Raw genomic sequence first — 25,311 nt, forward strand, 5'->3', positions numbered from 1 at the left:
TAATTTTATAATACCGCGATCTATTGATGATAAAAATGCATGCCTTTAGCAATCTTTATTGGATCGCTTTTTCTTTTGTCTCTTGCATCAGCGCCACAGCCACAAAGCTAATCCCAGCCGCCACCGCCAAATAAAGCCCCACCCAACCCACACCACCCCACTCACTCAACCGCTGCGCCAGGTACGGCGCAGCGGACGCCCCCAAAATTCCGGCGAGGTTGTAGGTCACGGAGGCCCCGGTGTAGCGCACGCGGGTGGGAAACAGTTCGGGCAGCAGCGCCCCCATCGGCCCGAACAGCCAGCCCATGGCGAACAGGCCGAGGCACAGGAAGCCGAGGACGAGGCCGCCCTGGCCGCTGCCGAGCATCGGGCCCATCACGAGGCCGAGGCTTGCTGTAAAGATCAGGCCGGAGAGGAGGACGGGGCGGCGGCCGTACCGGTCGGCGGCCCAGCCCGAGAGCGGGATGCCGAGGCCCATGAACAGCACGGCCACGCACTCGAAGAGCAGGAAGGTCGGCCGGGTGAAGCCCAGCGTCGCGACGCCGTAGCTGAGGGCGAACACGGTGGAGAGGTAGAACACCGCGTAGCAGGCCACCATCGCGAAGGTGCCGAGCAGTGTCGAACGGATGTACTTCGTGAAGATGACGGCCAGCGGCACCCGCTCGGGGGCGGCCTTCTCCAGGGCGGCCTTGAAGACCGGGGTCTCGGTGAGTTTGAGCCGGACATAGAGCCCGACGCCGACGAGCGCGGCCGAGGCCAGGAACGGGATGCGCCAGCCCCAGGCCTGGAAGTCGGCGGGGCTGAGCGCCAGCGCCAGCCCCAGGAAGCCGAGATTGGCGGTGATGAAGCCGACCGGGGCGCCGAGCTGCGGAAAGATGCCGTAGAGCGCGCGCCTTCCGGGCGGCGCGTTCTCCACCGCCAGCAACGCCGCCCCGCCCCACTCGCCGCCGAAGCCGACGCCCTGGCCGAAGCGCAGGACGCAGAGGGCCAGCGGCGCCCACCAGCCGGCGGTGGCATAGGAGGGCAGGCAGCCGATCAGCACCGTCGACAGGCCCATGATCATCAGGGAGGCCACCAGCGTGGCCTTGCGCCCGACCCGGTCGCCGAAATGCCCGAAGAAGGCCGCGCCCATGGGCCGGGCGATGAACGCGATGGAGAAGGTGGCGAAGGCCGCGAGCGTCTGCACCGCCGGATCGCCGGGCGGGAAGAAGATCGGCCCGATCACCAGCGCGGCGGCGGTGGCGTAGACGTAGAAGTCGTAGAACTCGATCGCGGTGCCGACGAAGCTCGCGATGAGGATGCGCGCCGCCGGCACGGCTTCGGGGGCGGTCGTGGGGCGGGTCGCTGTCTGGCGCGTTGCTGTCTGGCTCATGGCGGGGGCCATAACCGAAGCGCGACCGGCAGGATAGCGCTGGTTTTTCGCGGTGGGCGCGAGTTCCCCTCCCCGCAAAGGGGGAGGGAAGACGCATCACCCCCGCCTTGACCCCCTCTTCCGTCCGTCATAAAGAACTCACGTTCGTTTCAACGAATTGCGTCCTCTTCCGCCGTCCCCGGTCCGGGCGTAGAAGACGCGCGTTGCGGGCCCGCCGGCCCGGGAGGATTTTTCCGATGACCGATCGTCTGCCCGGCTTCAACACGCGGGCCATCCATGCCGGCGCGGCGCCCGATCCGACCACGGGCGCACGCGCGACCCCGATCTACCAGACCGCCTCGTTCGTGTTCGACGATGCCGAGCACGCCGCTTCGCTGTTCGGGCTCGAGGCCTTCGGCAACATCTACTCGCGCATCACCAACCCGACCAACGCGGTGCTGGAGGAGCGCGTCGCCGCGCTGGAGGGCGGCACCGCCGCCGTCGCGGTGGCCTCGGGCCACGCCGCCGAGTTCCTGGTGATGCACGCCCTGATGCAGCCGGGCGACGAGTTCATCGCCGCCGACCGGCTCTACGGCGGCTCGATCAACCAGTTCAACCACTCCTACAAGAACTTCGGCTGGAACGTGGTCTGGGCCAAGACCGACGACCCGGCCTCCTTCGAGGCCGCGATCACGCCGCGCACCAAGGCGATCTTCTGCGAGTCCATCGCGAATCCCGGCGGCGTCATCACCGACATCGCGGCGCTCTCGGAGATCGCCAAGCGCCACAACATTCCGCTCATCGTCGACAACACGATGGCGAGCCCCTACCTGATCCGCCCCTTCGAGCACGGGGCCGACATCGTGGTGCACTCGGCCACCAAGTTCCTCGGGGGCCACGGCAACTCCATCGGTGGCCTCGTGGTGGACGGCGGCACCTTCCCGTGGGCGGGGGACGCGCGCTTCCCCATGCTGTCGGCGCCGCGCCCCGAATATGCCGGCAAGATCCTGGCCGAGACCTTCGGCAACTTCGCGCTCGCCATCGCGGTGCGGGTGCTGGGCCTGCGCGATCTCGGACCGGCGCTCTCGCCGTTCAACGCCTTCCTGCTCCTGTCGGGCATCGAGACCCTGCCGCTGCGCATGCAGCGCCACTGCGACAACGCGCTGGCGGTGGCGACCTTCCTGCAGAACCACCCCGCAGTGGCCTGGGTCAGCTATGCGGGCCTCGAGACCGACCGCTACCACCAGCTCGCCCGGCGCTACACGCCGAACGGCGCCGGCGCGGTGTTCACCCTCGGCCTCAAGGGCGGCTACGAGGCCGGCGTCAAGCTCGTCTCGAGCCTGACCCTGTTCTCGCACCTGGCCAATATCGGCGACACCCGCTCGCTGATCATCCACCCGGCCTCCACCACCCACCGCCAGCTCACCGACCCGCAGCGCATCGCCGCCGGGGCCGGGCCGGAGGTGGTGCGCCTCTCCGTCGGCCTCGAGGATCCACAGGATCTCATCGAGGATCTCGACGCCGCGCTGAAGGTCTGAGGCGCGTGTGTTAACGCTTCCTTTACCAAGCCGGAGCGAGGCTCCCGGGACGGTCACCGGAGGGTGCGATGTCGGCCATGAGCGGGTTGGAACAGGTCAACGAAATCCTGGCGCTCTGCGGCGTCCTGGCTCTCCTGGTGGCCCTGGCGGTGGCCTGCGCGCCGCCCCTGCCGCGCCGGCGCCCGGCCCTGGCGAAACGAATGCGCGACACCGGCCGTTATTGACGACACCTTCGGCGGGGCCTAGGCCCCCGTCTCACCCCTGTCGCGAGATCGTCCGGCCGCCGATGACGCAGAACCCGCCAGAGAGCCACGAGTCGACAGACCTCCCCGTCGTGCTCCTCGTCGAAGATGACGGCCTGCTTCTGATGGAAGCCGCCGACACCCTCGTGGATGCCGGCTTCGAGGTGGTGGAAGCGAGCCACGCCGACAACGCCCTCTCGGTGCTGGAAAGCCGCGACGACGTCGGTGTGCTGATGACCGACGTCGACATGCCGCGCGGCTCCATGGACGGCTTCGCGCTGGCCCGCCTCGTGGCCCATCGCTGGCCGGGCATCCCGGTCCTCGTCGTCTCCGGCATGGGCACGCCCGGCCCGAACGACATGCCCGACGGGGCGCGCTTCATCCCGAAGCCCTACGAGCCCTCGACCCTGGTCCGGACCCTGCGCGCCTTCGCCCGCCGCGCCGCCTGACCGCTCACGCGACCTTCACACAGACGGGAGGCCCCGATGGCCACCGAGACCCAGACCCATCGCTTCGCGACCCAGGCGATCCATGCCGGCGCCGCGCCCGACCCCGCCACCGGCGCCCGGATCCAGCCGATCTACTTCACCAACGGCTTCGTCTTCGAGGACACACAGCAGGCGGCCGACATCTTCGCCATGCGGCGGACCGGGTTCTCCTACTCGCGGGGGTCGAACCCGACGGTGGCGGCCCTCGAGCGCCGCGTCGCCGCGCTGGAAGGCGCCAAGGCCGCCGTGGCGGTGGCCTCGGGCCAGTCGGCCGTGCTCATGGTGCTGATGACCCTGATGAAGAGCGGCGACGCCTACGTCGCCTCCTCGCGGCTGTTCGGCGGCTCGCTCGGCCTGATGAACCGCCTCGACGGGCGCTACGATCTCAAGCCCCAGTTCACCAAGGGCCTGACCCCGGCGGATTTCGAGGCGGCGATCACCCCGGAAACGCGGGCGATCATCTGCGAGTCGATCGTCAACCCCTGCGCCACCGTGATGGATCTGGCCGGCATCGCCGCGGTTGCGCGCCGGCACGGGCTGCCCCTCGTCGTCGACAGCACCCTCGCCTCCCCGGCCCTGATCCGGCCGATCGAGCACGGGGCCGACATCGTCATTCATTCGACCTCGAAGTTTCTCGGCGGCTCGGGCCAAACCATCGGCGGCGTGATCTGCGATGCGGGCAAGTTCGACTGGGCCGCGATCCCCGGCCGCTACAATCTCATGAGCGAGCCCTGGGCCGATTACGACGGACTCGTGCTCACCGAGCGCTTCCCGGACTTCGCCTTCGCGGCGGCCTGCCGCGTCTTCGGCATGCGCGAGCTCGGCCCCGGCCTGTCGCCGATGAACGCCTTCCTCACGCTCACCGGCATCGAGACCCTGCCCCTGCGGATGGAGCGGCACTGCGCGAACGCGAAGGCCGTGGCGGGCGTCCTCAAGGACCACCCTGCGGTGGCCTGGGTGAGCTACCCCGCCCTCCCCGGCCAGGAGGGCGAGGCCATGGCCGCCCGCTACGTGCCGCAGGGCCCGGGTTCGATCTTCACCGTGGCGCTCAAGGGCGGCGAGGCGGCGGCGGTCAAGTTCATCATGAGCCTGAAGCTGATCTCGCACCTCGTGAACATCGGTGAGATCAAGTCCTTGGCGATCCACCCGGCCACCACCACACACCGCCAGCTCAGCCTTGCCGACAAGGCCATCGCCAAGGTCGGCCCCGAGACGGTGCGGCTGTCGATCGGCCTGGAGAATGCCGAAGATCTCATCGCGGACGTCGAGCAGGCCCTGGCGCAGCTCGGCTGAGCGCGTCCGGCGCGGGCGCGGGTGGCCTATGGGCCAGCTCGCCCGTTCGCGGCACCACTGGCGCGATGATCGCTCCGTTCTACATGATCGGTCGGGTCTCGAGGCCATTCATCGACTGACGATCAGGATCGGACACCGATGCCGCTCGTTCGCATCTCGCTCCTCTCCGGTAAATCCGGAGACTACATCCGGGCCATCGCGGATGGCGTTCACCAGGCGCTGATCGATGCCTACGGCGTACCACCGGGAGACCGGTTTCAGATCATCACTCAGCACGAGCCGGACAGCCTGATCTACGACGCGAATTATCTCGGCATTCGGCGGACCGCCGACATCGTGATCATACACATCGTCGCTGGAAACTGGCGCGACACCGTGACCAAGAAGCGTCTCTACGCAGCCATTGCCGACCAGCTTGCGGCGAAGCCCGGCTTGAGGCGGGAGGACGTCCAAGTGGTCCTCTCGTCGAACGAGCGCAACGAGTGGTCCTTCGGAAACGGACTCGCGTCATACGTCCAGGATACGCCGCCGACCTAAGGCGTCTCCCTGGAGGCTTCGTCGGCTGGAGCGCACAGCGGTGTCCGCGCGTCGGGTCTCCACCTTGCGCCGGCCTCGACCGCCGAGCGGGATCGGTCGGGGAGCGCATCAGGTCTGTCGGGATGCCTCCGGGCGGGTTCGGCTCGATTCCGGGCACTGTGACCAGATCACCCGGGCACCGACCGAGGCGGGCGCTCCCGAGCGGGCTTCGGCGCCGGCACCCCGCCTCAAGCGAGGCGACGCTCCGGCATCGTCTCGTCATCGCCGCCGAGGAGGTCGGGGCGGTTGCGCAGGAACCAGGGGACGCGTTCCGCCGCCATGGGCTTGCCGTAGAGGTAGCCCTGCACGTTGGTACACCCCTCCTGGCCGAGGAAGGTCGCCTGCTCCAGGGTCTCGACGCCCTCGGCGGTGACATCCAGTCCCAGGCTCCGGCCGAGTTGGAGCACGGCAGTGACGATAGCGGCGTCGTTGGCGTCGCGCTCCAGGTCGCGGATGAAGCTTCGGTCGATCTTGATCTCGTCGACGGGGAACTGCTTCAGGTGGGTCAGCGAGGCGTAGCCGGTGCCGAAATCGTCCAGAGCCACCCGGATGCCGGCCGCGTGGAGGGTCTGGAGCACGGCATTCACCCGGTCGGCGCTGCCCGCGAGCAGGACGGTCTCGGTCACCTCGACGCCGATCAACCCGAGCGGCACGCCGCTGCACGCGACGTCGTCGAGAAAGCTCTTGGCCAGATCGCCCTGAGCAAACTGCGCGGAGGACAGGTTGATGAAGACGCGTCCAGGATTGAGCCCGAGGCCGATCCAGTGGACGATATCGGCGCAGATCTGGCGACGCAGGGCGGTGCCCACCGCCACACCGATCTCGGGGTCGTCGAATACGGTCGAGAAGGAGGCCGGCGCGAGCAGGCCACGGGTCGGGTGCTTCCAACGGGCCAGGGCCTCGAACCCGATCACGGCGCCCGAGGCGAGGTCGACCTTCGGCTGGTAGAACGCCACCAGCCCGCTTCCCGCCTCCAGGGCGGCGCGCATCTCGCGGGTCACCGCCACCCGCTCCTCGATATCGGCGCGCAGGGTCGGCACGAACAGCGTCGCGCAGTTTCGGCCGGACGCCTTGGCGGCGTAGAGCGCGAGGTCGGCATTGGTGAACAGGTCGGCGGGGTTGCCGGCGTGTTCCGGGTAGAGCGCCAGCCCGAGGCTGGCCCTGGCCGCCACCATCCGCCCGCGAATCGCCATCGGCGGCCGCAGGGCTTCGAGGATGCGTGCGGCGATCCCGTGAACACCCTGTGCCCCCTGGGCGCAGATGATCACGAATTCGTCCCCCCCGAGGCGGGCGACGAGGTCCTGGGGCTCGACGACGCTGCGCAGCCGACGAGCCACCTCCATCAGCAGGGCGTCGCCGGAATCGTGCCCGAGGGTGTCATTAATCTCCTTGAACGCATCGAGATCGAGGAGGATGAGGCCGACCTCACCGCCCTCGGCGTGCGCGCGGACGAGGCTGGCATCCAGGGTCGTGTGGAACAGGGCCCGGTTCGGCAATCCGGTGAGCACGTCGTGATGGGCGGCCGTGCGGATCTGCTCCTCGATCGCCTTGCGGCTGGTGATGTCGACGAGGCTCGAGATGAGGCAGGGCGCGCCCTCCACCTGCACCGGCTCGATCGACAGCAGGACGTCGTGATGCTGTCCGCCCAGGTCGACGATGCAGGTCTCGTGGTCGCGGATCGTCCCCTTAGCGTCCAGGAGGCGCTGGATCTCGAGGCGCTGCTCCTTGGAGATGAAGCGGGCGGTCTGGTAGTTCGCGAGGCTGTCGCCCGCGCCGACCGCGAAGAAGCGGTTACCCGCATCGTTGGTGCCGACGATGCGTCCGTCCGGGACGCTGGAGACGACGATCGGAACCGGCACCGCGCGGAATGTCGTCTCGAACAGGCGGCGGCTTTCCGTGAGGCAGCGGTGGGCCCGCCGTTCCGCCTCGGTCGCCGTCCATTCCAGGCGCCGCAGCCGGTTCGAGCGAACGACGAAGAGGATGATCGCCCCGTCGGCCATCACCGACACGGTCAGGAGACCCAGGGCCGTCTGCGGAAGCGGCAGGGGCAGCAGGTAGCAGCCGAGCAGGATCACGGCCGTGAAGGCGCCGGACGCGATCGTCCAGACGAAGCGCATGGGCAGCACCAGCATGCAGGCCGCCGGAAAGATCAGGGCGGCGATCAGCCCGATCTCGGTACGCGCGGTCGTCATGTAGCCCACCGCCAGGGTGGTGAGGATCTGCCAGGCCACCAGGATGCCCTGGAGGGCGTCGAAGGACCGGACCCGCCGTAGGCCCACGATGGCCAGGGCCGCGATCGTCACGATCAGGGCGCGGGCGCACAAGACGGGCACGAAACGGTCGGTGTCGACGAAGCGCATGTCGCTGGCCAGGAAGGCCAAGCTCAGGGCGATCGCGAAGGTCAGGACCAGGCGCGCGTGGCGCAGGGTCTCGGGCAGCCGCTCGGCCTGGAATGTGGCTTCCTCGGCTGGCGAGGCGAACTCGCCTCCGAACGCTCTGAGACGATGGCTCGACATGCTTCAGGCTAATAACGGCGAAGTATGGTTCAGCCGTTAAGGTCGCGACGATTGTTCTCCCCGTCAGTCCGCCCGCGTCCGACGGGCCGCCAGCGCGCGCAGGGCGCCGCGCATCGTGCGCACGTCCTGCTCGGTCATGGCCATGCGGTGGAGCATGTCGCGCATGTTGCGGGCGATGATCTCGCGCTTCTCCGGCGGGTAGAAGCCGGCGGCGGCGAGCTGGTCCTCCAGGGTCGAGACCAGGGAGGCCATCGCCTCGCGGGTGGCGGGCGGCGACAGCATCTCGCCCGTGAAAGGCAGGACCGAGAGGCCGGCCGCCCGGCGCCACTCGTAGCCCATCAGCAGGACGCCCTGCGCGAGGTTCAGCGACGAGAACCGGGGATCGACCGGGAAGGTCACGATGGCGTCGGCCAGCGAGACCTCGTCGTTGTCGAGGCCCGCGCGCTCGCGCCCGAACAGGATGCCGACGCGCTGGCCTTCGCGGGCGACCACGTCCTGCATGGCCGCGTCGGGGGCGAACACGCGCTTCATCTGGCCGCGCTCGCGGGCGGTCGTCGCTAGCACGTAGTGCAGATCGGCGATCGCGTCGGCCAGGGTGTCGTGGATGCTGGCCGCGTCGAGGATGTGGGTGGCGCCGGAGGCCGCCTCGCGCACCCCCTTCTTCGGCCAGCCGTTCTTCGGGGCCACCAGGCGCAACTCGGACAGACCGAAATTCGCCATGGCGCGCGCCGTCATGCCGATGTTCTCGGCAAGCTGCGGCTGGACCAGAATGATGACGGGGCCGGCGGAGGGCGTCGCTTGGGTCTCGGGCGTCGCTTGGGTCGGGGGTGTCGCTTGGGTCGAGGGTGTCGCTTGGGTCATGATCGCGTGGGGATCGTCGGGGACGGAGGACATCTCCGCCCTCTCGCATGGCGCGCGCGGTCGCGCCAAGGGGCGCGCGGGCCATCGGGATGGCCCGCGCGCGGGTGCCGGGGCTGCTTCAGATCTTATCGTCGAGGCCCATCTGGTAGTACTTGTGGGTGATCTTGTCTTGGTTCTCGAGGAGCCAGTCGATCGAGGGCTCGTTTGTCATGGCCTTGCGGATCGCCTCCGTCATGCCCCGGCGCTGGATGTCGAACAGCGCCTTGTGATCGACGCGCTCCGCCTCGATCACCCCGGGGCTGAGCCAGACCGAGCAGATGATGCCCAGATCATTGGCCTTTTCCTTGGGGATGTAGCCCGCCCGCACCGCGTCGAGCACGCCGTTGGCGATGGCGAACTGCACCGTGCCCATCAGGATCGAGGTATATTTCGACTCGGTGACGCTCACCTTCGAGACGCAGAGCGTCACCGGGCGCACCATGATGTCGGTGTTGAGGAGCGCGAAGACCCGGCTGTGGCCCACCACCTGGTCACCCGTGAGGGTGGCGAGCGCCGTGCCTACCGGCCCGTCCAGTTCGCCGATGATGACCTCGGGCTCGGCCGCCGTGTTGGGCGGACCGCCGGCCACCAGGGCCTCGCCGGCCCGCAGGATGATGCGTTCGCTCATGGGGTTCCTCACGCTTGTGCGTCGCTGATCGGAGGCGCAGAGTCCCGATCGGACCGGCATTGTCCAGCCCCGGATCGGGCTGTGCGAGGTCCGCGCTCAGCCGGCGAAGGTCGCCGGGCACGCATTGCCGCCCGGGAGCACGACTTCGAGCTGCGTGTTCGGCATTACCGCCGCCCCGCCCCGGACGGCCCAACTCACGGTCTCCGTCCACTGGAAGGCCGTATTCAATCCGGGCAGCAGCGCCATCGGCGTCGCGCCGAGGATCGGCTGGTAGCTCATCGTGACCTCGGCGTAGATCCAGCGCGCGCCGTTGAACTGATACTGGACCGGAACCGCGATGTCCGCCGTGAGGCCGCGATTACGCTGCGTCGCGTTTCGCGCCGCGCTCGAGCAGACGAAAGCCGTGGTCAGCGGTCCGATGAGGGGGATCCCGACCGCGCTGACCTTCATCTGAACGCCCGTCGCGCTGAACGGCGCGAGCACCACGGAGGACGAGTCGAAGATGTTGCTCATCGTCGCGGCGGTGACGGGGTTGGTCGCGTCACCGAGCGATGTCAGGTCCGCCAGGGTGCGGGCCAGTTGCACGACCTTCCGGCGGTTCTCGACCGCGTTCACGAGTTCGGCTCCCACCAGGAGCAGCACCAGCAGAACGGGAAGCACGAGGGCGAATTCGATCATCGCCACGCCATGCCGGTCCGTGGCCAAGTCTCGCAGGCGCCGGATCGGCGTCGGGGACCTTTCCAGGGGCGCGGACCCCGGATCTCGAGGGCGACGGATCATGATCACGGTTCTCAGCACGCGCTCGACGAATCCGACTGGTAGGGCTCGACCCGGAAAACGGCGTTGGACTGGATGAGGGCGCTGCCGTCGCCGAACGACTTGATGCCAGCGTTCATCATGCTGAAGAAGACCGCGTATTTCAGGGCCGCACGCACCACGACGATCTTACTCGGTTGCGGGCAGGTGTAGGCGGTACCGAAACCGGCGCGCCAGTTGCCCGTCGATGGATCGAGGGCACTCCCGTTGGCGCCTGTGACGCCTGCGAAGGTATCGACGACCTGAACATCGAGAATTACGTCGTTACAGTTAAAGAAGGCGGCTGCCGCGACCCCGGTGTTGTTGCAGAGTTGCTTGCGAAGTTTGCCGATCAGTGCCGTCTTATCCTTGTTGGCGCTGTTCTCGCTCTGGAATTGCCCCGTCACGAGGGTGCGCACGGTCGATTGCAGCCCCGTATCGAGGTTCTGGCTCACCAGGAACATCAGCATCATCTGAAGGGCCGCGCCGACGACCGCGAGGAAGATCGGACAGACCATCGCGAACTCGACCGCCGAGGCACCGCGTTCGTCGCGCAGGAACGCCCACTGCGCCGATGTCGTTCTCATCGCGCCAGCCGAACCTGCGTGAACTTCTGGAAGATCGACACGAACGCCGACCCGATCGACGACGTCGACGCGGCGTTCACGAAAAGGTCCGGCGTGGAAGCGCACCCGGTGAGCTGGGGGACGATGTCGTCGAACCGCGTTCCGGAGCCATTGACCAGGCTCGGGGCGCCAAGCGTCGCCTGATAGCCCCAGTCGTAGCTCATCTTCAGGTAGGGCGCGTAGAGGACGCTCACGGAGACCGAGGGGTCGATCAGCCGACAGGAGGTGGGGCTGAACGGCGCCACCTGCGTGCGCAGCTTCGTGTCCCACGTCCAGGAGCGGGACGGGTCCTGGACGCCGTCGGTCGCGACAATCACGAGCTTCTTCGGTGCGCTCTTCCCGTCACCCGCCTTACCGACCTCGGCGGCAAATCCGGGCATGATCTCCTTGAAGTGCGTGGCGCCCGCATATTCGTCGGAGGTGTTGGGCGCCTGGGGCAGGTTGGTCAGGGCGAAGTTGAGGTCGGACGTTGTGCTGACCAGCTTCGCCAGGTCGTTGCTGAAGGTGTAGGTCGCGACCCGGATTCGCTTGGAGGAGGAGGTCTGGGTTTTCAGCCAGGTCACGAAGTCGGTGATGCCCTTGTTCACCTCCTGCGTCCGCAGTGTGATGCCGTTCCGGACCGCCCATTCGTAGGAATCGAAGTTCGTTCCCTTGACCTTGGCGCCGTCATGACAGGCGAAGGCACATCCGAACGCCGCGTTCAGCTTGTCGACGTCGGCCTGGGTCGCGCCGAGGGCCATCGAACCCGAGACGTCGATCAGCAGGTAGATGTCCACCATCGGCGAAAGATCAACGGCCGATTCCGCGTGGCCGGAGAGTTGGATCTGGTTGTAACCCGCTGCCTTGAGGATCGTCGTGTCGGTCTTGGACGTGTAGTCGCCGACGACCCTGACGGCCCGGTTGCTGATTGAAACGACGAGCGTGGGAACGGTACCGTTTGGCAGCTTCGCGGTGGCGTTGAACGCCTTCAGGCCGACGTTCTGCGCGTAATCGATAATCTGGGCATCCGTCATGCCCTTGGCGTCCGCATCCTGGGCGGCGCGCGCCGCCAGGATGATGGCCCCATCCATGGCATTGTCCAGGAGAGCTTTGTCGACGACGGAGCGTCCGTAATCGATGGCGCCGCCGGTCAGTCCCAGGATCGGAACGAGGGCTGCGGCGAAGATCATCGGGATCGATCCACGCCGGTCCGACTTAAAGCGCTTCGACAGGGTGTTCATGGGGCGGGGACCGCTTCTGGGTGGCGTATACGCCGTTCGTGACGACCCATGAACGCGGCCTCGACGTTAAAAAATGATGCGTCCAATGAACCGGGATTCAGAGACTCATCCGTTATTCGACGATGTCGGGCGTTTGATTATCTCTGTTTGGTTTACTCTTCGTTGCCGAAGATCGGGGCGGGACGCGAATTGAGTTCGGTCATGCGGCGGGACCGGGCGGGTACAGAGCGCGCGGTCCGCTGACAAGTTGCCGTTGCTGTCATGCGATCGATCCGCCGGCGCGCCTTCCCCCCCTTTCGTGCCCGCGCTATGACCCCGGCACGGCCGGACGGCTCGTGAGGGTGGTGGGTCCCGCGTGGGGCAATCCTTGCATGGGTGGTGCGGATCTTACGCGGAAGGCTTGAAGCGCAATGGAAAAGATCAAGGTTGCGAACCCGGTCGTCGAACTCGACGGCGACGAGATGACCCGGATCATCTGGAGCGAGATCAAGAACAAGCTGATCCACCCCTATCTCGACCTGAATCTCGAATATTACGACCTCGGCGTCGAGCACCGCGACGCCACCAACGACCAGGTCACCGTGCAGGCGGCCGAGGCGATCAAGCGCCACGGCGTCGGCGTGAAGTGCGCCACCATCACCCCGGACGAGGCGCGGGTGAAGGAGTTCGGCCTCAAGGAGATGTGGAAGTCGCCCAACGGCACCATCCGCAACATCCTGGGCGGCGTCATCTTCCGCGAGCCGATCATCTGCCAGAACGTGCCCCGCCTCGTTCCGGGCTGGACGCAGCCCATCGTCGTCGGCCGCCACGCCTACGGCGACCAGTACAAGGCCACCGACTTCAAGGTGCCGGGCAAGGGCCGCCTGACCATCAAGTTCGAGGGCGAGGACGGCACCGTCTTCGAGCGGGAAGTCTTCAAGTTCCCGAGCCCCGGCGTCGCCCAGGCGATGTACAACCTCGACGACTCGATCCGCGACTTCGCCCGCGCCTCGATGAACTACGGCCTGAACCGCAAGTATCCGGTCTATCTGTCCACCAAGAACACCATCCTCAAGGCCTATGACGGGCGCTTCAAGGACCTGTTCGAGGAGGTCTTCCAGAGCGAGTTCAAGGCGAAGTTCGACGCCGCCGGCATCACCTACGAGCACCGCCTGATCGACGACATGGTGGCCTCGGCGTTGAAATGGTCCGGCGGGTACGTCTGGGCCTGCAAGAACTACGACGGCGACGTACAGTCCGACACGGTGGCGCAGGGCTTCGGCTCGCTGGGCCTGATGACCTCCGTGCTCCTCACCCCCGATGGCCGGACCGTCGAGGCCGAGGCCGCCCACGGCACGGTGACGCGCCATTACCGCGAGCACCAGAAGGGCAAGGAGACCTCCACCAACTCCATCGCGTCGATCTTCGCCTGGAGCCGTGGCCTCGCCCATCGTGCCAAGCTCGACGACAACGCGGCGCTCGCCAAGTTCGCCACCACCCTGGAGACCGTCTGCGTCGACACCGTCGAGGCCGGCTTCATGACCAAGGACCTCGCCCTCCTCGTCGGTCCCGATCAGAAGTGGCTCTCGACCACGGGCTTCCTCGACAAGGTGGACCAGCACCTCAAGACCGCGATGGCCTGAGGCGGTCGCGAGCAGGGCAGCGTTGGCGGTGGCGTCGTTTGGGTGACGCCTCCGTCCGACGCCCGCCGGCGCGGGCACCTTACGCAGCGCCCCGCGTATCCATGCATCTGCGAAGGCCCTCCGAGGGGCCTTCGGCCCTGCCATCGATCTGTGTCATTCCGGGGCGCCGCAGGCGAACCCGGAATCCAGGCCCACTACGATGGCAAGAGGGAGTCCTGTCGGCGGCTCTGGATACCGGGTTCCGCTTCGCGGCCCCGGGGATGTCGACGCTGTCGCGAACAGCGATCAGACCGATCGAACTGCGTGCCTCCGATAACCCGGGTGGGGGCGTGCCCCATCCGGAAAGGTCGCACACCTCGCTCAAGGCGCGTGCCGCGCGGCGTCCGCATTCCGCTTGCGGGTGGCGGCGGCCTTGCGCGCGGAGGCCGAGCGTTCCTCCGGCGTGCGCGCGGCCGAGGCTTTGCCGCCGATCGCGCCGCCGCGATGCGCAGCCGGGTGGTCGCTGGCCTTGCCCCGTCCCGAGCCGCCCGGCTTCTTGCCGCCACCGTCATCTTTGTTGACCGTGGCCCAGGCCCGCGCCTCGGCCTCCGGCTCGGGCACGCCGCGCGCCTCGTAGGATTCGGCGATGTGCTCGGCCTTACGGCGCTGCTTGTCGGTGTATTTCGATTTGTCGCCCTGGGCCATCGCAGACCTCCGATGTTCAGCCCAATACGGCCGGTCCGTCGAGGACCGCCCGGACGCGCCGGATCAGGTCTGTCCGGCGATAGGGCTTGTTCAGGAGATCGAACGCCGAGCCACCCGCATCGGTTCGCTCCAGGCTGGCCTCGGCGTAGCCCGTGGTGAGCAGAACGCGCAGGCCCGGGCGCCGCGCTTGCGCCTCACGGGCCAGCGCGATTCCGTTCATGCCGCCGGGCATGATGAGGTCGGTGAACAGCAGGTCCACCGTGCCGCCGCCCTCGAGGATGTCGAGGGCTTCGCGCCCGTGCCCCGCCATCAGCGTGGTGTAGCCGAAGTCGCGCAGGATGGTGCGGGCGAGCTCGGCCACGTCCTCCCGATCGTCCACGATCAGGATCGTCTCCGTGCCCGTCCCGTCCGCCACCGCCAGCACCTCGGTCTTGGTGTCCGCCTCGTCCTGCTCGGTGGCCGGGAAAGAGAGCCGCACCACGGTGCCTTCGCCGAGGGTCGATTCGATGCGCGCGAGGCCGCCCGACTGCTTGGCGAAGCCGTAGACCATCGAGAGGCCGAGGCCCGTGCCCTTGCCCTCCTCCTTGGTCGTGAAGAACGGGTCCATCACGCGGGTCAGCACATGGGCGGGGATGCCGCTGCCGGAATCGGCGACGCTCACCGTGACGTAGCGGCCCGGCGCCAGGCCGCCGCCCGTTTCCGCGCCGAACGCCTGGTTTTGCGTGGTGATGCGAAGGCGGCCGCCGTCCGGCATGGCGTCGCGGGCGTTGATGAAGACGTTGAGGAGGGCGACCTCCGCCTGGTTCGGGTCGACCCGACAGTTCCAGAGATTGGGTGCGAGCTCGCGCTCCATCGTGATGGCCTCGCCCAGCGTCCGGGCCGCCATATCGCCCATGCCCTGGACCAGGGCGTTGAGGTTCACCGAGCGCCCCTCGAGCCGCTGCTTGCGGGCAAAGGCGAGCAATTGCTGCGTCAGCGTGGTGGCGCGCTCGGCGGCCGTGCGGATGTTATCCGTGGCGCGCCGCAGCCGGTTCCTGTCGGCATCGGGATCGTCGAGCCCGGCGCCCAGTATGTCGACGTAGCCGACGATGACCTGGAGCAGGTTGTTGAAGTCGTGGGCGATCCCGCCGGTGAGCTGGCCCAGCGCCTCCATCTTCTGGGCCTGGCCGAGGGCCTCCTCGGCATCGCGCCGGCGGGAGACGTCGAGCTGCGAGGCGAAGAAGTACACCAGCGCGCCGTCCGCGTCGTAGACCGGCGAGACGAAGAGGGCATTCCAGAACGGCGAGCCGTCCTTGCGATAGTTGACGATCTCGGTGGCGACGTTCTCGCGGGCCGCGACGGCGCGGGCGAGCTCGCGCACGACGGCGCGGTCGGTCTCCGGTCCCTGGAGGAAGCGGCAGTTGCGGTCGAGGACCTCGTCCCGGCCGTAGCCCGTCATCGCCAGGAAGGCATCGTTGGTGAAGATGATCGGGTTGTCCGGCCGGCGCGGATCGCTCACCACCATCGGCATGCGGGAAGCCGCGACCGAGGCGAAAAAGAAGGCCGTCGCCGGGTCGGCCGGAGCGCCGCTCGCCGGGCTGGCGCCCCCGGCGCGGCTGTCACCCGCCGGCGGGCGGTTCGGCGTCTCGTTCATGGTCGCGCCATCACATCGGTGGGTTTATCGGCGGCCTTGTGCCCCGTGAGCCCCTGCTCGTCTTCAAACGCCCAGTGCCGTCCGGGTTTCCCGCGAAAGAGGCGCTGCGCGCGCAACCCGGCGTGAACCACCGCGCCCCGGGAACGCCGCGCGCCAGGACCGGCGCGCGGCACGGCGCATCAGCGCTGCTTCATCTCGAAGCGAACGCTGTTCACGTTGGCCCGCTCGAAGGCCTGCATGACGTGCTGGTAGGAGCGCTCCATGTCGGTAGCCTCGACCCCGTCCACCTCCTCGGGCTTCAGGACGAACATCAGCATCGAGCGCCCGGTGACCTCGTAGGTCGCGCCGATGGGCTTGCTGACCACGTCCTGACTGTCGGGCAGGTTCGTGTCGAGGAGCCGGGTCCAGCCCACGCCGCCCACGGATTCCGGCAACGTAAACGACACGAGGTCGTGGTAGGCGTTGTAGAGCAGCAGCAGGGTGGCATCGCCGCCGCGCTGGTGGATGCCGGAGGCCTGGGCCCGGCCGTCGAGCAGAACTGCGATGGCCCGCGCATCGCCCTGCGTCCAGTTCTCCGGGGACATCTCGCCGCCGTCCGGGCGAAGCCAGGTCACGTCCTTGACGCCGAACTCCTCGTCGTAGGCGCCCGTCAGGAAGCGCCCGCGCGTCAGGATCGGCAGGGCCTCGCGCAGCAGGGTCAGGCGCTGCGTGAACTCGGCCAGATCCCGCTCCTCCGGGCCGATCGCCTCCCAGTCGAGCCAGGAGATCTCGTTATCCTGGCAATAGGCGTTGTTGTTGCCGTTCTGGGTACGGGCGAATTCGTCGCCCGCCAGCAGCATCGGGGTGCCGCGAGACAGAAACAGGGTCGCCAGCATGTTGCGCATCTGGCGCAGGCGGATGGCGCGGATCTCCGGATCGTCCGTCGGTCCCTCGGCGCCGTAATTGTTCGAGAGGTTGTGCGAGTGGCCGTCCCGGTTGTCCTCGCCGTTGGCCATGTTGTGCTTCTCGTTGTACGACACCGTGTCGTTCAGCGTGAAGCCGTCATGGGCGGTGAGGAAGTTCACCGAGGCCCAGGGCTTACGCCCGCGCTTGTTGAACTTGTCGGCCGAGCCGGTGAGGCGGGCGGCGAGATCCGGCAATTTGCCTTCGTCGCCGCGCCAGTAGCCGCGCACGTCATCGCGAAAACGGTCGTTCCATTCGGCCCAGCCCGGGGGGAAGCCGCCGACCTGGTAGCCGCCCGGGCCGCAATCCCAGGGCTCGGCGATCAGCTTGACGGCGTTCAGCACCGGGTCCTGTCGGCAGGTGTCGAGGAAGCCGCCGCCCTCGTCGAAGCCGTGCGGCTCGCGGCCCAGGATGGTGGCGAGGTCGAAGCGGAAGCCGTCCACCCGCATCTCGGTGGCCCAGTAGCGCAACGAGTCGGTCACGAGCTGCAGCACGCGCGGGTGCGACAGGTTGAAAGTGTTCCCGGTGCCGGTGTCGTTGATGTAGTAGCGCGGCTCCTTGGGCATCAGGCGATAGTAGGACGCGTTGTCGACGCCCTTGTAGGAGAGGGTCGGTCCCTTCTCGTTGCCTTCGGCGGTGTGGTTGTAGACCACGTCGAGGATCACCTCGAGGCCGGCGCCGTGCATGCGGGCCACCATCTCCTTGAACTCGGAGAAGGCGAAGTCCGGCACCGCCGCGTAGCGCCGGGCGGGGGTGAAGAACGAGATGGTGTTGTAGCCCCAGTAGTTAACCAGCCCCTTCTCCTGCAGGTAGTCGTCCTGCACGAAGGCGTGGACCGGCAGGAGCTCCACCGAAGTGACGCCGAGGCTCTTGATGTAGTCGAGCACCGCCGGGGTGCCGAGGCCCGCATAGGTGCCGCGCAGCTTCTCCGGCACGGCCGGGTGCAGCTTGGTGAAACCCTTCACGTGGGTCTCGTAGAAGATCGTCTTCTCCCACGGCACGTGGGGCTTGCGGTCCCGGCCCCAGGTGAAGGCCGAGTCGATGACGCGCGAGCGCCGGGTGTAGGGCGCGGAGTCGCGGTCGTCGAAGCTCAGGTCGTCGCCCGTCTCCATCTTGTAGCCGAACAGGGCCGGGTTCCAGGTGATGGAGCCGACGAGTCCCTTGGCGTAGGGGTCGATGAGCAGCTTGTTGGGGTTGAAGCGGTGGCCGGCCTTGGGTTCGTAGGGGCCGTGCACGCGGTAGCCGTAGATCGTGCCCGGGCGCGCGTCGGGCAGGTAACCATGCCAGATCTCGTCCGTGTACTCGGGCAGTTCGATGCGCTCGATCTCGCTCACGCCGTCATCGTCGAACAGGCAGAGCTCCACCTTGGTGGCGTTGGCGGAGAAGAGCGCGAAGTTGACGCCGAGGCCGTCCCAGTTCGCGCCGAGAGGATAGGGCGATCCCTCCTTGATGCGCGAGCGGGCGCTGCGGCTCTGGGGGCTCGCGCGATCGGCGGGAGAAGTCGTGTCGGCCATTTGCGCTCCGGAAGCGTTCTCGACGCAAGCCCGGGCATCGGCGATGCCCAGGCCCTGAAAATCACGACGGCAACGCTCACGCTTCGGCGGAAGGTCCGCCGGGTCGGAAACTTTTTGCGCTGCGCAAGCCGGTGCCCGGACGGGCATGCCTTCGACCTCCCGTCTTTCCTGGCACTCGCACATGCGGCATGACTGATGCTAACCGCCGCGCTGCGGCGAACCCCACGAGGAGCCCCGCATGACCGAGCATCCCAACGCCTTGCAGAGCATCGCGGAGCGCCACGGATTCAGTCTCGATGCAGTCCGCCATCTCGTCCGGTCCCTGGAGGCGGGCCAGGGGCGCATGGCGCAGTTCGACCATCCCGACCTCGGTGGCTTCGGGCAGTGGACCAGCGGCGGCATGACGATGATCGGCGATATGTTCAACACCGGGTTGAAGACTCGTGTGAGCGCTCTCTGCGCCGATCTCGCCTCCTCCCTTCCGGCGACGGGTTGGGCCGAGCCCCGGCCGGCTTCAGCGCACTGGCCGGCCGAATGGGGACCGCCCGCCACGTCGGGTTCGCAGAACGGGATGCGCTACGCCTATTTCCCGGCCCTGCATCGCCTCGCCGTGGAAACGGACGGCCGGGTCGCGCTCTACGACACGGAAGGCTACGACATCAGCGGCGTCGCCCAGCAGCAGGGCGGCACGTCGAGCCTGCGCTTCTCCGGACGCGACGGCGCGGTCGACCTCGCCAGCTTGAAGCGTGTCGACGGGGTCGGGGCCATCTCCGAGGGGGCCTCGGACGTGGCGCCCGAGGCTCAGCCGTTCGAGCCCGCACCGTTCGAGCCTTCACCGGGCGGGTCTTCGTCGGGCGGGTCTTCGTCGGGCTGGTCTTCCTCGGGCGGGGCCTCGCCGCTCGAGTCCCTGCCGTCGGAGTCCGGGGCACACGCGCCCTCGGCAGCCCCCGCTGGCCGGGCGGACGACATCCTGGGGACGATCGAGCGCCTGGCCGACCTGCACCGCCGTGGCATCCTCGATCAGACGGAATTCGCGTCGAAGAAGGCCGAGTTGCTGGCCCGCCTCTAGTCCCGGCGGCTCCGGCGCCCGATCTGAAGCGGGACCATGGCCCGGCCCCGCGATCTCCTCGACGTCACCACCATCTACCACGAGCCGGCGGTGCCGGATTTTTCGCGTGGGCGGGAGATCCTGGATCGGTTCCCGGGGGCCGAGCGCATCGTGGTGCCCTCGCACTGGAACATCCCGAGCCTGCACGGCAATGCCGGCTCGGTGGAGGATTGGGTGCGCATCAAGCGCTCCACCCTGGTCCTCGGCGTGAAGAAGGGGCTGGCGATGCGGCCGAACGGGCGCAGCGCCCACTTCATCGCGCCCTCGACCTCCAACGGCTGCGCCATGGCCTGCGCCTACTGCTACGTGCCGCGCCGCAAGGGCTTCGCCAACCCGATCTCGGTCTTCGTGAACGTCGAGGCGATCGCCGCCGCGATCGTCCGGCACGCCGCCCGCCAAGGCCCGCTCGGTACGCCCGATACCATCGATCCCGCTCTCTGGGTCTACGACCTCGGCGAGAACGGCGACCTCTCGGTGGACGCGATGGTGAGCGACACGGTGCGGGACCTCGTGGCGCTGTTCCGGGACATCCCGAACGCCAAGGCGTCCTTCGCCACCAAGGCGGTGAACCGCGATCTCCTGGCCTACGACCCGCAGGGCAAGACTCGCATCCGCTTCTCGCTGATGCCGGAGCGCATCGCCCGTATCGTCGACGTGCGCACCGCGCCGATCCCCGAGCGCATCGCCGCGATCGACGACTTCGTGGCCGCCGGCTACGAGGTCCACCTCAACTTCTCGCCGGTGATCCTCTACGAGGGCTGGGAAGCGGACTGGTGCGCCCTGTTCGATGCCGTCGACGGCGCGATCGGCCCGGCGGCCCGCGCCCAGTTGAAGGCGGAGATCATCCTCCTCACGCACAACGCCGACCTGCACGCGGTCAATCTCGGCTGGCACCCCAAGGCCGAGGACCTGCTCTGGCGCCCGGACATTCAGGAGGCCAAGGTCTCCGAGGGCGGCGGCGCGAACCTGCGTTACCGCACCGGCTGGAAGGGCAAATGGCTCGCCCGGTTCAAAGCCCTGCTCGCGGAGCGCATGCCGTACTGCACGGTGCGTTACGCGTTCTGAGAGCGAGAGGGTTCGGGGCCGCGCGCGAAGTGCCGGACGCGGGACCATTGCCTGAAGCAAGGTCCTCCATCGCAGCCGGCGGGATATCGCGGTCCGGCCGGAGCGCCGCTTCACCGATGCCGAAATCTAGCGGACCTTCGAAGTCGAGGTGAGGCGCGCGCGGATGGCATCCAGCAACGCCCCTTCGAACATCAGGGCCGAGCCGTAATGGTACTCGATGTCGAAGGCGCGGCGTGAGTTCATCGACAGAGATGCGCTGTGGAGGGCGATGAGGCGGCCGCTCGTGTCAAACAGGCCCGAGCCCGAGCCGCCGAAGCCGTTGTTGCAATCGTGGCGGACGCGACGGATCGCGTCCTCGCTCGGCGGATCGATCTGGCGGATCGAACAGGCTTCGAGGCTGCTCTGGCCGGGGTAATTCGCATGGCCCCCCGGTGACACCATCACGATGGGTACGGCCTCGCTGCCGGTTTGCAGGGTCGGATCAGCCGGGACCGGCTGCGGGCGAACGTCCTCGGCCGCCTGCGCGAGATCCACGAGGGCCCAATCGTCGGTAATGTGCAGGGACATGGCCCCCGGCACGGTACCGAGGTGCAGCGTTTCCGGCGCGAATTCGTAGTTCCGCCCTGCGATCTGGAAGAAGCAGTCGGCGACCTCCCGCGTCGGCTCCAGGTGCCGGCTGCGAAAGTTGTGGGCGTTGAGCACCACGAGGCGTTGATTGCCGATGAGCCAGGCGGCGGCCGCCTTGCGGGGAATGCCGTCCGCCCGGCAGAACAGGATGCCGGCGCCCGGATACTGGTCGTAATCCGCGCCCTTCAACTCGCGGCGACCGTCCTGCGGATAGAGCGCCGCCAGACGCTCTCCCTCCGCGCCGGCGGTTCCGGCCCACCCCGCGAAGATCAGCCCGAGGCAGGCGCGGATCCAGGCAGGCGGCCCTCTTTCTGTCCGGACGCATGGCATCGCGACGCTGCTCCTGTCCGCCGGGCGGCTATTCGTCGGCCTTCTGGTGGACCGAGACGCAGATCTTCACCGCCTGCTCAAGTTTCGTGTCGCGGGGATTACCAATATTGGCGGTCTCTTCCAAGCAACGGATGAAATAATTCATGTCGAGCTGCGGTGACAGGCTCGAGAATGCTTTGCCCATTCGGGTCGCGAAATCGACCTTGTCGGTCGTGGGTGTACGCGGCCAGTTCGAGACCGGATCGTCCAGAGTCAGCCGTGCGGCCTGCACGGGCATGGCGCATCCGATGGTACAAAATAAGAAAAATCTAAGATGACGGACCATGTTGCCAAGTCTCTTGCGTGACGGGTGAGCCTTCCGGTGGGTGTCACATTCGGTCTGACGGGACCGGACTGTCAATTCGATCTTTCCACGCTACGCTTAAAAGTAAATCTCCATTTGATCTGTTCCGGATCGCACTTTCAAAATTGCCACTTGCTCCCGGCAAAAAAAGGCCAACTGGCCGCAGACACCGCATCTGACAAATGCTTTTATGAATAGCCAAGGGTTCAGTAATAAATCTTTCATAAGAAGCACTTCATCTCAGTGTTTTCTTATAAATACAAGTGTGTTCGCAAATCGATGCGGATGCTTTTGCTGACCCGGTGAAATCAAAGGCGGCGCCGGACCGTAAGGTCGACGGACGCGGCAATCAGGGAAGGAGACGTTCAGATGAACAGGTTTCTTGGCTCGGTCTCACTGCTGGCCATCGGCGCCCTGGCGCCCCTCGGCCTGACGAGCATCGCTTTCGCGAACGACAAGCTCGTCGAGATGGCGAAGGACGATTCCAACTGGGTGATGCCCGGTAAGAACTACGACTCCGACAACTATAGCCAGCTTAAGCAGATCAACACGAGCAACGTGAAGGACTTGAAGGTGTCCTGGACGTTCTCCACCGGCCTCCTCAACGGGCACGAGGGTGCCCCGGTGGTGGTGGATGGCAAGATGTACATCCACACCTCCTTCCCGAATAACACCTTCGCCCTCGGCCTCGACGATCCCGGCAAGATCCTCTGGCAGGACAAGCCCAAGCAGAACCCGGCCGCCCGCGCGGTGGCCTGCTGCGATCTCGTGAATCGCGGCCTCGCCTACTGGCCCGGCGACGGCAAGACCCCGGCGCTCATCCTCAAGACGCTGCTCGACGGCAACGTCATGGCGCTCAACGCGGAGACTGGCGAGACGGTCTGGAAGGTCGAGAACTCCGACATCAAGGTCGGCTCGACGCTGACGATCGCGCCCTACGTGGTCAAGGACAAAGTCATCATCGGTTCCTCCGGCGCCGAACTCGGCGTACGCGGGTATCTGACCGCCTACGACGTGAAGACCGGCGCGCAGGTCTGGCGCGCCTACGCCACCGGCCCGGACAAGGACCTCTTGCTGGCCGACGACTTCAATATCCGCAACGCCCATTACGGCCAGAAGGGCCTCGGTACCGCCACCTGGGAGGGCGATGCCTGGAAGATCGGCGGCGGCACCAACTGGGGCTGGTACGCCTACGATCCCGGCACCAACCTGATCTACTTCGGCACCGGCAATCCGGCGCCCTGGAACGAGACCATGCGTCCGGGCGACAACAAGTGGACGATGACCATCTTTGGCCGCGACGCCGACACGGGCGAGGCCAAGTTCGGCTATCAGAAGACCCCGCACGACGAGTGGGATTACGCCGGCGTCAACGTGATGATGCTGTCGAACCAGAAGGACAAGGACGGCAAGGACCGCAAACTCCTGACCCATCCGGACCGCAACGGCATCGTCTACACCCTCGACCGGACCGATGGTTCACTGGTCTCGGCCAACAAGATCGACGACACCGTCAACGTCTTCAAATCGGTGGATCTCAAGACCGGCCAGCCCGTCCGTGATCCCGAATACGGCACCCGGATGGATCACCTCGCCAAGGACATCTGTCCCTCGGCGATGGGCTACCACAACCAGGGGCACGATTCCTATGATCCGGAGCGGAAGCTCTTCTTCATGGGTATCAACCACATCTGCATGGATTGGGAGCCCTTCATGCTGCCCTATCGTGCCGGTCAGTTCTTCGTCGGCGCCACGTTGAACATGTATCCCGGCCCGAAGGGCGATCGCCAGAACTACGAAGGTCTGGGTCAGATCAAGGGCTACAACGCCATCACGGGCGAGTTCAAATGGGAGAAGATGGAGCGCTTCGCCGTCTGGGGCGGCACGACGGCCACCGCCGGCGGGCTGGTCTTCTACGGAACCCTCGACGGCTACATCAAGGCGCGCAACTCGGACAACGGAGACCTTCTCTGGAAGTTCAAGATGCCCTCCGGCGCCATCGGCTACCCGATCACCTACACGCACAAGGGTGAGCAGTACGTGGCGATCTACTACGGCGTCGGCGGCTGGCCGGGCGTCGGCCTGGTCTTCGACCTGCAGGACCCGACCGCTGGCCTCGGCGCGGTAGGCGCCTTCAAGAAGCTCGCCAACTACACCCAGATGGGCGGCGGCGTGATGGTGTTCTCGCTGAACGGCAAGGGCCCCTACGACGATCCGAGCGTCGGCGAGTACCAGACGGCGGCCGCGAAGTAAGCGGCACGCCAAGGCCGCGCCCGCACCGTGAGCGTGTCCCCCCTCCCCCTTCGTGGGGAGGGGGGCAGCGCCCGACGCGCCGCGTCCCGGTCCCAAAAAGAATCCGACCATCGAGATGAACGGAAACGCTCCCATGTCCTTCGCCAAAGGATGTTTGTCTGTCGCGGCCCTTCTCGCTCTCGGCGGGGTCGCGTTCGCGCAAGGCGCCGCGACGCCCGCGCCCGACGGCAAGACACTGCGGGTCTGCGCCGCCAACCAGCCGCCGCTCTCGCTCAAGGACGGCAGCGGCCTCGAGAACCGCATCGCCGCGTCGATCGCCGAAGCGATGGGGCGCAAGGCCGAGTTCGTCTGGTCGGATAAGGCGGCGATCTACCTCGTGCGCGACAGCCTGGACAAGAAGCTCTGCGACGTGGTGGTCGGCCTCGACAGCGACGACCAGCGGGTGCTCACGACGAAGCCGTACTACCGCAGCGGCTACGTGTTCATCACCCGCGCCGACCGCGACCTCGACGTAAAGTCCTGGGCGGACCCGCGCCTCAAGACCGTCGACCACATGGTGGTCGGCTTCGGTACCCCCGGCGAGGTCATGCTGAAGGATATCGGCCGCTACGAGGAGGACATGGCCTACCTCTACTCGCTGGTGAACTTCCGCGCGGCCCGCAACACCTACACGCAGATCGATCCGGCCCGGATGGTCAGCGAGGTCGCCACCGGCAAGGCCGACGTGGCGGTCGCCTTCGGCCCGGACGTCGCCCGCTACGTGAAGGACTCGGCCCAACCCCTGCGCATGACCCTCGTGCCCGACGACACCACCCGCAGCGACGGCCGGAAGATGCCCCAGAGCTTCGATCAGTCCATGGGCGTGCGACGGGACGATGCCGCCCTGAAGGCCGCCCTCGATGCGGCGATCGTCAAGGCGAGGCCGAAGATCGAAGCGATCCTGGCGCAGGACGGCGTGCCCCTCGTCCCCGTCACCAACTGAAGCGGCGCGCGACGCGTCCGCGCCGAGATCCGATC

At 67.2% G+C, this 25,311-nt stretch carries 22 protein-coding genes; 10 read left to right on the forward strand and 12 right to left on the reverse strand.

Annotated features, from left to right (window positions below):
- Nucleotides 1-55: 55 nt before the first annotated feature.
- Nucleotides 56-1,372, reverse strand: a complete 1,317-nt coding sequence (locus MFF30_RS11580) for an MFS transporter (RefSeq protein ID WP_238279550.1) — start codon at nt 1,370-1,372, stop codon at nt 56-58.
- A 236-nt stretch (nt 1,373-1,608) separates the two neighbouring features.
- On the opposite strand from MFF30_RS11580, the gene MFF30_RS11585 reads away from it, so the two are divergent.
- The 5 genes from MFF30_RS11585 (at nt 1,609) to MFF30_RS11605 (ending at nt 5,449) form a co-directional block, all read left to right on the forward strand.
- Nucleotides 1,609-2,889: an O-acetylhomoserine aminocarboxypropyltransferase gene (locus tag MFF30_RS11585; protein ID WP_238279551.1), complete on the forward strand. Its 1,281-nt coding sequence runs from the start codon at nt 1,609-1,611 to the stop codon at nt 2,887-2,889.
- Nucleotides 2,890-2,957: 68 nt separating this feature from the next.
- A complete protein-coding gene (locus tag MFF30_RS11590; RefSeq protein ID WP_238279552.1) occupies nt 2,958-3,113 on the forward strand; it encodes a hypothetical protein in 156 nt (51 codons plus the stop codon).
- A gap of 62 nt (nt 3,114-3,175) precedes the next feature.
- Nucleotides 3,176-3,580: a response regulator gene (locus MFF30_RS11595; protein ID WP_238279554.1), complete on the forward strand. Its 405-nt coding sequence runs from the start codon at nt 3,176-3,178 to the stop codon at nt 3,578-3,580.
- 36 nt (nt 3,581-3,616) lie between these two features.
- A complete protein-coding gene (locus MFF30_RS11600) occupies nt 3,617-4,912 on the forward strand; it encodes an O-acetylhomoserine aminocarboxypropyltransferase/cysteine synthase family protein (protein ID WP_238279555.1) in 1,296 nt (431 codons plus the stop codon).
- Between the two features lie 138 nt (nt 4,913-5,050).
- Nucleotides 5,051-5,449, forward strand: coding sequence for a tautomerase family protein (locus MFF30_RS11605; RefSeq protein WP_238279557.1), 399 nt, complete (start codon nt 5,051-5,053; stop codon nt 5,447-5,449).
- Nucleotides 5,450-5,676: 227 nt separating this feature from the next.
- Here MFF30_RS11605 and MFF30_RS25970 read toward each other — a convergent pair whose 3' ends face one another.
- The 6 genes from MFF30_RS25970 to MFF30_RS11640 form a co-directional block, all read right to left on the reverse strand.
- Nucleotides 5,677-8,004 carry a putative bifunctional diguanylate cyclase/phosphodiesterase gene (locus MFF30_RS25970; RefSeq protein WP_283205891.1) on the reverse strand — a complete coding sequence of 776 codons (2,328 nt, stop codon included), beginning with the start codon at nt 8,002-8,004 and terminating at the stop codon, nt 5,677-5,679.
- Between the two features lie 63 nt (nt 8,005-8,067).
- On the reverse strand, nt 8,068-8,898 hold the full coding sequence (locus MFF30_RS11620; RefSeq protein ID WP_283205892.1) for an RNA methyltransferase: 831 nt from the start codon (nt 8,896-8,898) through the stop codon (nt 8,068-8,070).
- Between the two features lie 85 nt (nt 8,899-8,983).
- Nucleotides 8,984-9,532: a formaldehyde-activating enzyme gene (locus tag MFF30_RS11625; protein WP_238279558.1), complete on the reverse strand. Its 549-nt coding sequence runs from the start codon at nt 9,530-9,532 to the stop codon at nt 8,984-8,986.
- A gap of 96 nt (nt 9,533-9,628) precedes the next feature.
- The gene (locus MFF30_RS11630; protein WP_238279586.1) at nt 9,629-10,210 is read right to left on the reverse strand and encodes a TadE/TadG family type IV pilus assembly protein; all 582 of its coding nucleotides are present in this window, start codon (nt 10,208-10,210) and stop codon (nt 9,629-9,631) included.
- A gap of 113 nt (nt 10,211-10,323) precedes the next feature.
- The gene (locus MFF30_RS11635) at nt 10,324-10,914 is read right to left on the reverse strand and encodes a TadE/TadG family type IV pilus assembly protein (RefSeq protein ID WP_238279560.1); all 591 of its coding nucleotides are present in this window, start codon (nt 10,912-10,914) and stop codon (nt 10,324-10,326) included.
- Nucleotides 10,911-12,173 carry a TadE/TadG family type IV pilus assembly protein gene (locus MFF30_RS11640; RefSeq protein WP_238279561.1) on the reverse strand — a complete coding sequence of 421 codons (1,263 nt, stop codon included), beginning with the start codon at nt 12,171-12,173 and terminating at the stop codon, nt 10,911-10,913. Before MFF30_RS11640 ends, MFF30_RS11635 begins: the two co-directional genes overlap by 4 nt.
- 410 nt (nt 12,174-12,583) lie before the next feature.
- Here MFF30_RS11640 and MFF30_RS11645 point away from each other — a divergent pair, with 410 nt between their 5' ends.
- Nucleotides 12,584-13,795 carry an NADP-dependent isocitrate dehydrogenase gene (locus MFF30_RS11645; protein ID WP_238279562.1) on the forward strand — a complete coding sequence of 404 codons (1,212 nt, stop codon included), beginning with the start codon at nt 12,584-12,586 and terminating at the stop codon, nt 13,793-13,795.
- Nucleotides 13,796-14,155: 360 nt separating this feature from the next.
- On the opposite strand, the gene MFF30_RS11650 is transcribed toward MFF30_RS11645, so the two are convergent.
- The 3 genes from MFF30_RS11650 to glgX all read right to left on the reverse strand — a co-directional run bounded on the left by MFF30_RS11650 (nt 14,156) and on the right by glgX (nt 18,568).
- Nucleotides 14,156-14,479: a plasmid stabilization protein gene (locus MFF30_RS11650; RefSeq protein ID WP_238279564.1), complete on the reverse strand. Its 324-nt coding sequence runs from the start codon at nt 14,477-14,479 to the stop codon at nt 14,156-14,158.
- Between the two features lie 16 nt (nt 14,480-14,495).
- Nucleotides 14,496-16,112, reverse strand: coding sequence for a histidine kinase famiy protein (locus MFF30_RS11655; protein ID WP_238279565.1), 1,617 nt, complete (start codon nt 16,110-16,112; stop codon nt 14,496-14,498).
- Between the two features lie 179 nt (nt 16,113-16,291).
- Complete coding sequence (gene glgX / locus MFF30_RS11660) at nt 16,292-18,568, reverse strand: glycogen debranching protein GlgX (RefSeq protein ID WP_238279566.1); 2,277 nt, start codon at nt 18,566-18,568, stop codon at nt 16,292-16,294.
- A 238-nt stretch (nt 18,569-18,806) separates the two neighbouring features.
- On the opposite strand from glgX, the gene MFF30_RS11665 reads away from it, so the two are divergent.
- Both MFF30_RS11665 and MFF30_RS11670 read left to right on the forward strand, forming a co-directional pair.
- Nucleotides 18,807-19,637, forward strand: a complete 831-nt coding sequence (locus tag MFF30_RS11665) for an SHOCT domain-containing protein (protein ID WP_238279567.1) — start codon at nt 18,807-18,809, stop codon at nt 19,635-19,637.
- A gap of 36 nt (nt 19,638-19,673) precedes the next feature.
- Entirely contained in the window at nt 19,674-20,741 is a 1,068-nt protein-coding gene (locus MFF30_RS11670; protein ID WP_238279568.1) for a spore photoproduct lyase family protein, read from the forward strand.
- Nucleotides 20,742-20,867: 126 nt separating this feature from the next.
- On the opposite strand, the gene MFF30_RS11675 is transcribed toward MFF30_RS11670, so the two are convergent.
- Together MFF30_RS11675 and MFF30_RS11680 are read right to left on the reverse strand one after the other, a co-directional pair.
- The gene (locus tag MFF30_RS11675) at nt 20,868-21,698 is read right to left on the reverse strand and encodes a trypsin-like peptidase domain-containing protein (RefSeq protein ID WP_238279569.1); all 831 of its coding nucleotides are present in this window, start codon (nt 21,696-21,698) and stop codon (nt 20,868-20,870) included.
- A 28-nt stretch (nt 21,699-21,726) separates the two neighbouring features.
- Complete coding sequence (locus MFF30_RS11680) at nt 21,727-21,975, reverse strand: hypothetical protein (RefSeq protein ID WP_238279570.1); 249 nt, start codon at nt 21,973-21,975, stop codon at nt 21,727-21,729.
- Between the two features lie 435 nt (nt 21,976-22,410).
- On the opposite strand from MFF30_RS11680, the gene MFF30_RS11685 reads away from it, so the two are divergent.
- Together MFF30_RS11685 and moxJ are read left to right on the forward strand one after the other, a co-directional pair.
- On the forward strand, nt 22,411-24,294 hold the full coding sequence (locus MFF30_RS11685) for a methanol/ethanol family PQQ-dependent dehydrogenase (RefSeq protein ID WP_238279571.1): 1,884 nt from the start codon (nt 22,411-22,413) through the stop codon (nt 24,292-24,294).
- Nucleotides 24,295-24,427: 133 nt separating this feature from the next.
- A complete protein-coding gene (gene moxJ, locus MFF30_RS11690; protein ID WP_238279572.1) occupies nt 24,428-25,276 on the forward strand; it encodes a methanol oxidation system protein MoxJ in 849 nt (282 codons plus the stop codon).
- Nucleotides 25,277-25,311 lie beyond the last annotated feature (35 nt).

This window comes from Methylobacterium goesingense (assembly GCF_022179225.1).
Taxonomy (GTDB): domain Bacteria; phylum Pseudomonadota; class Alphaproteobacteria; order Rhizobiales; family Beijerinckiaceae; genus Methylobacterium; species Methylobacterium goesingense.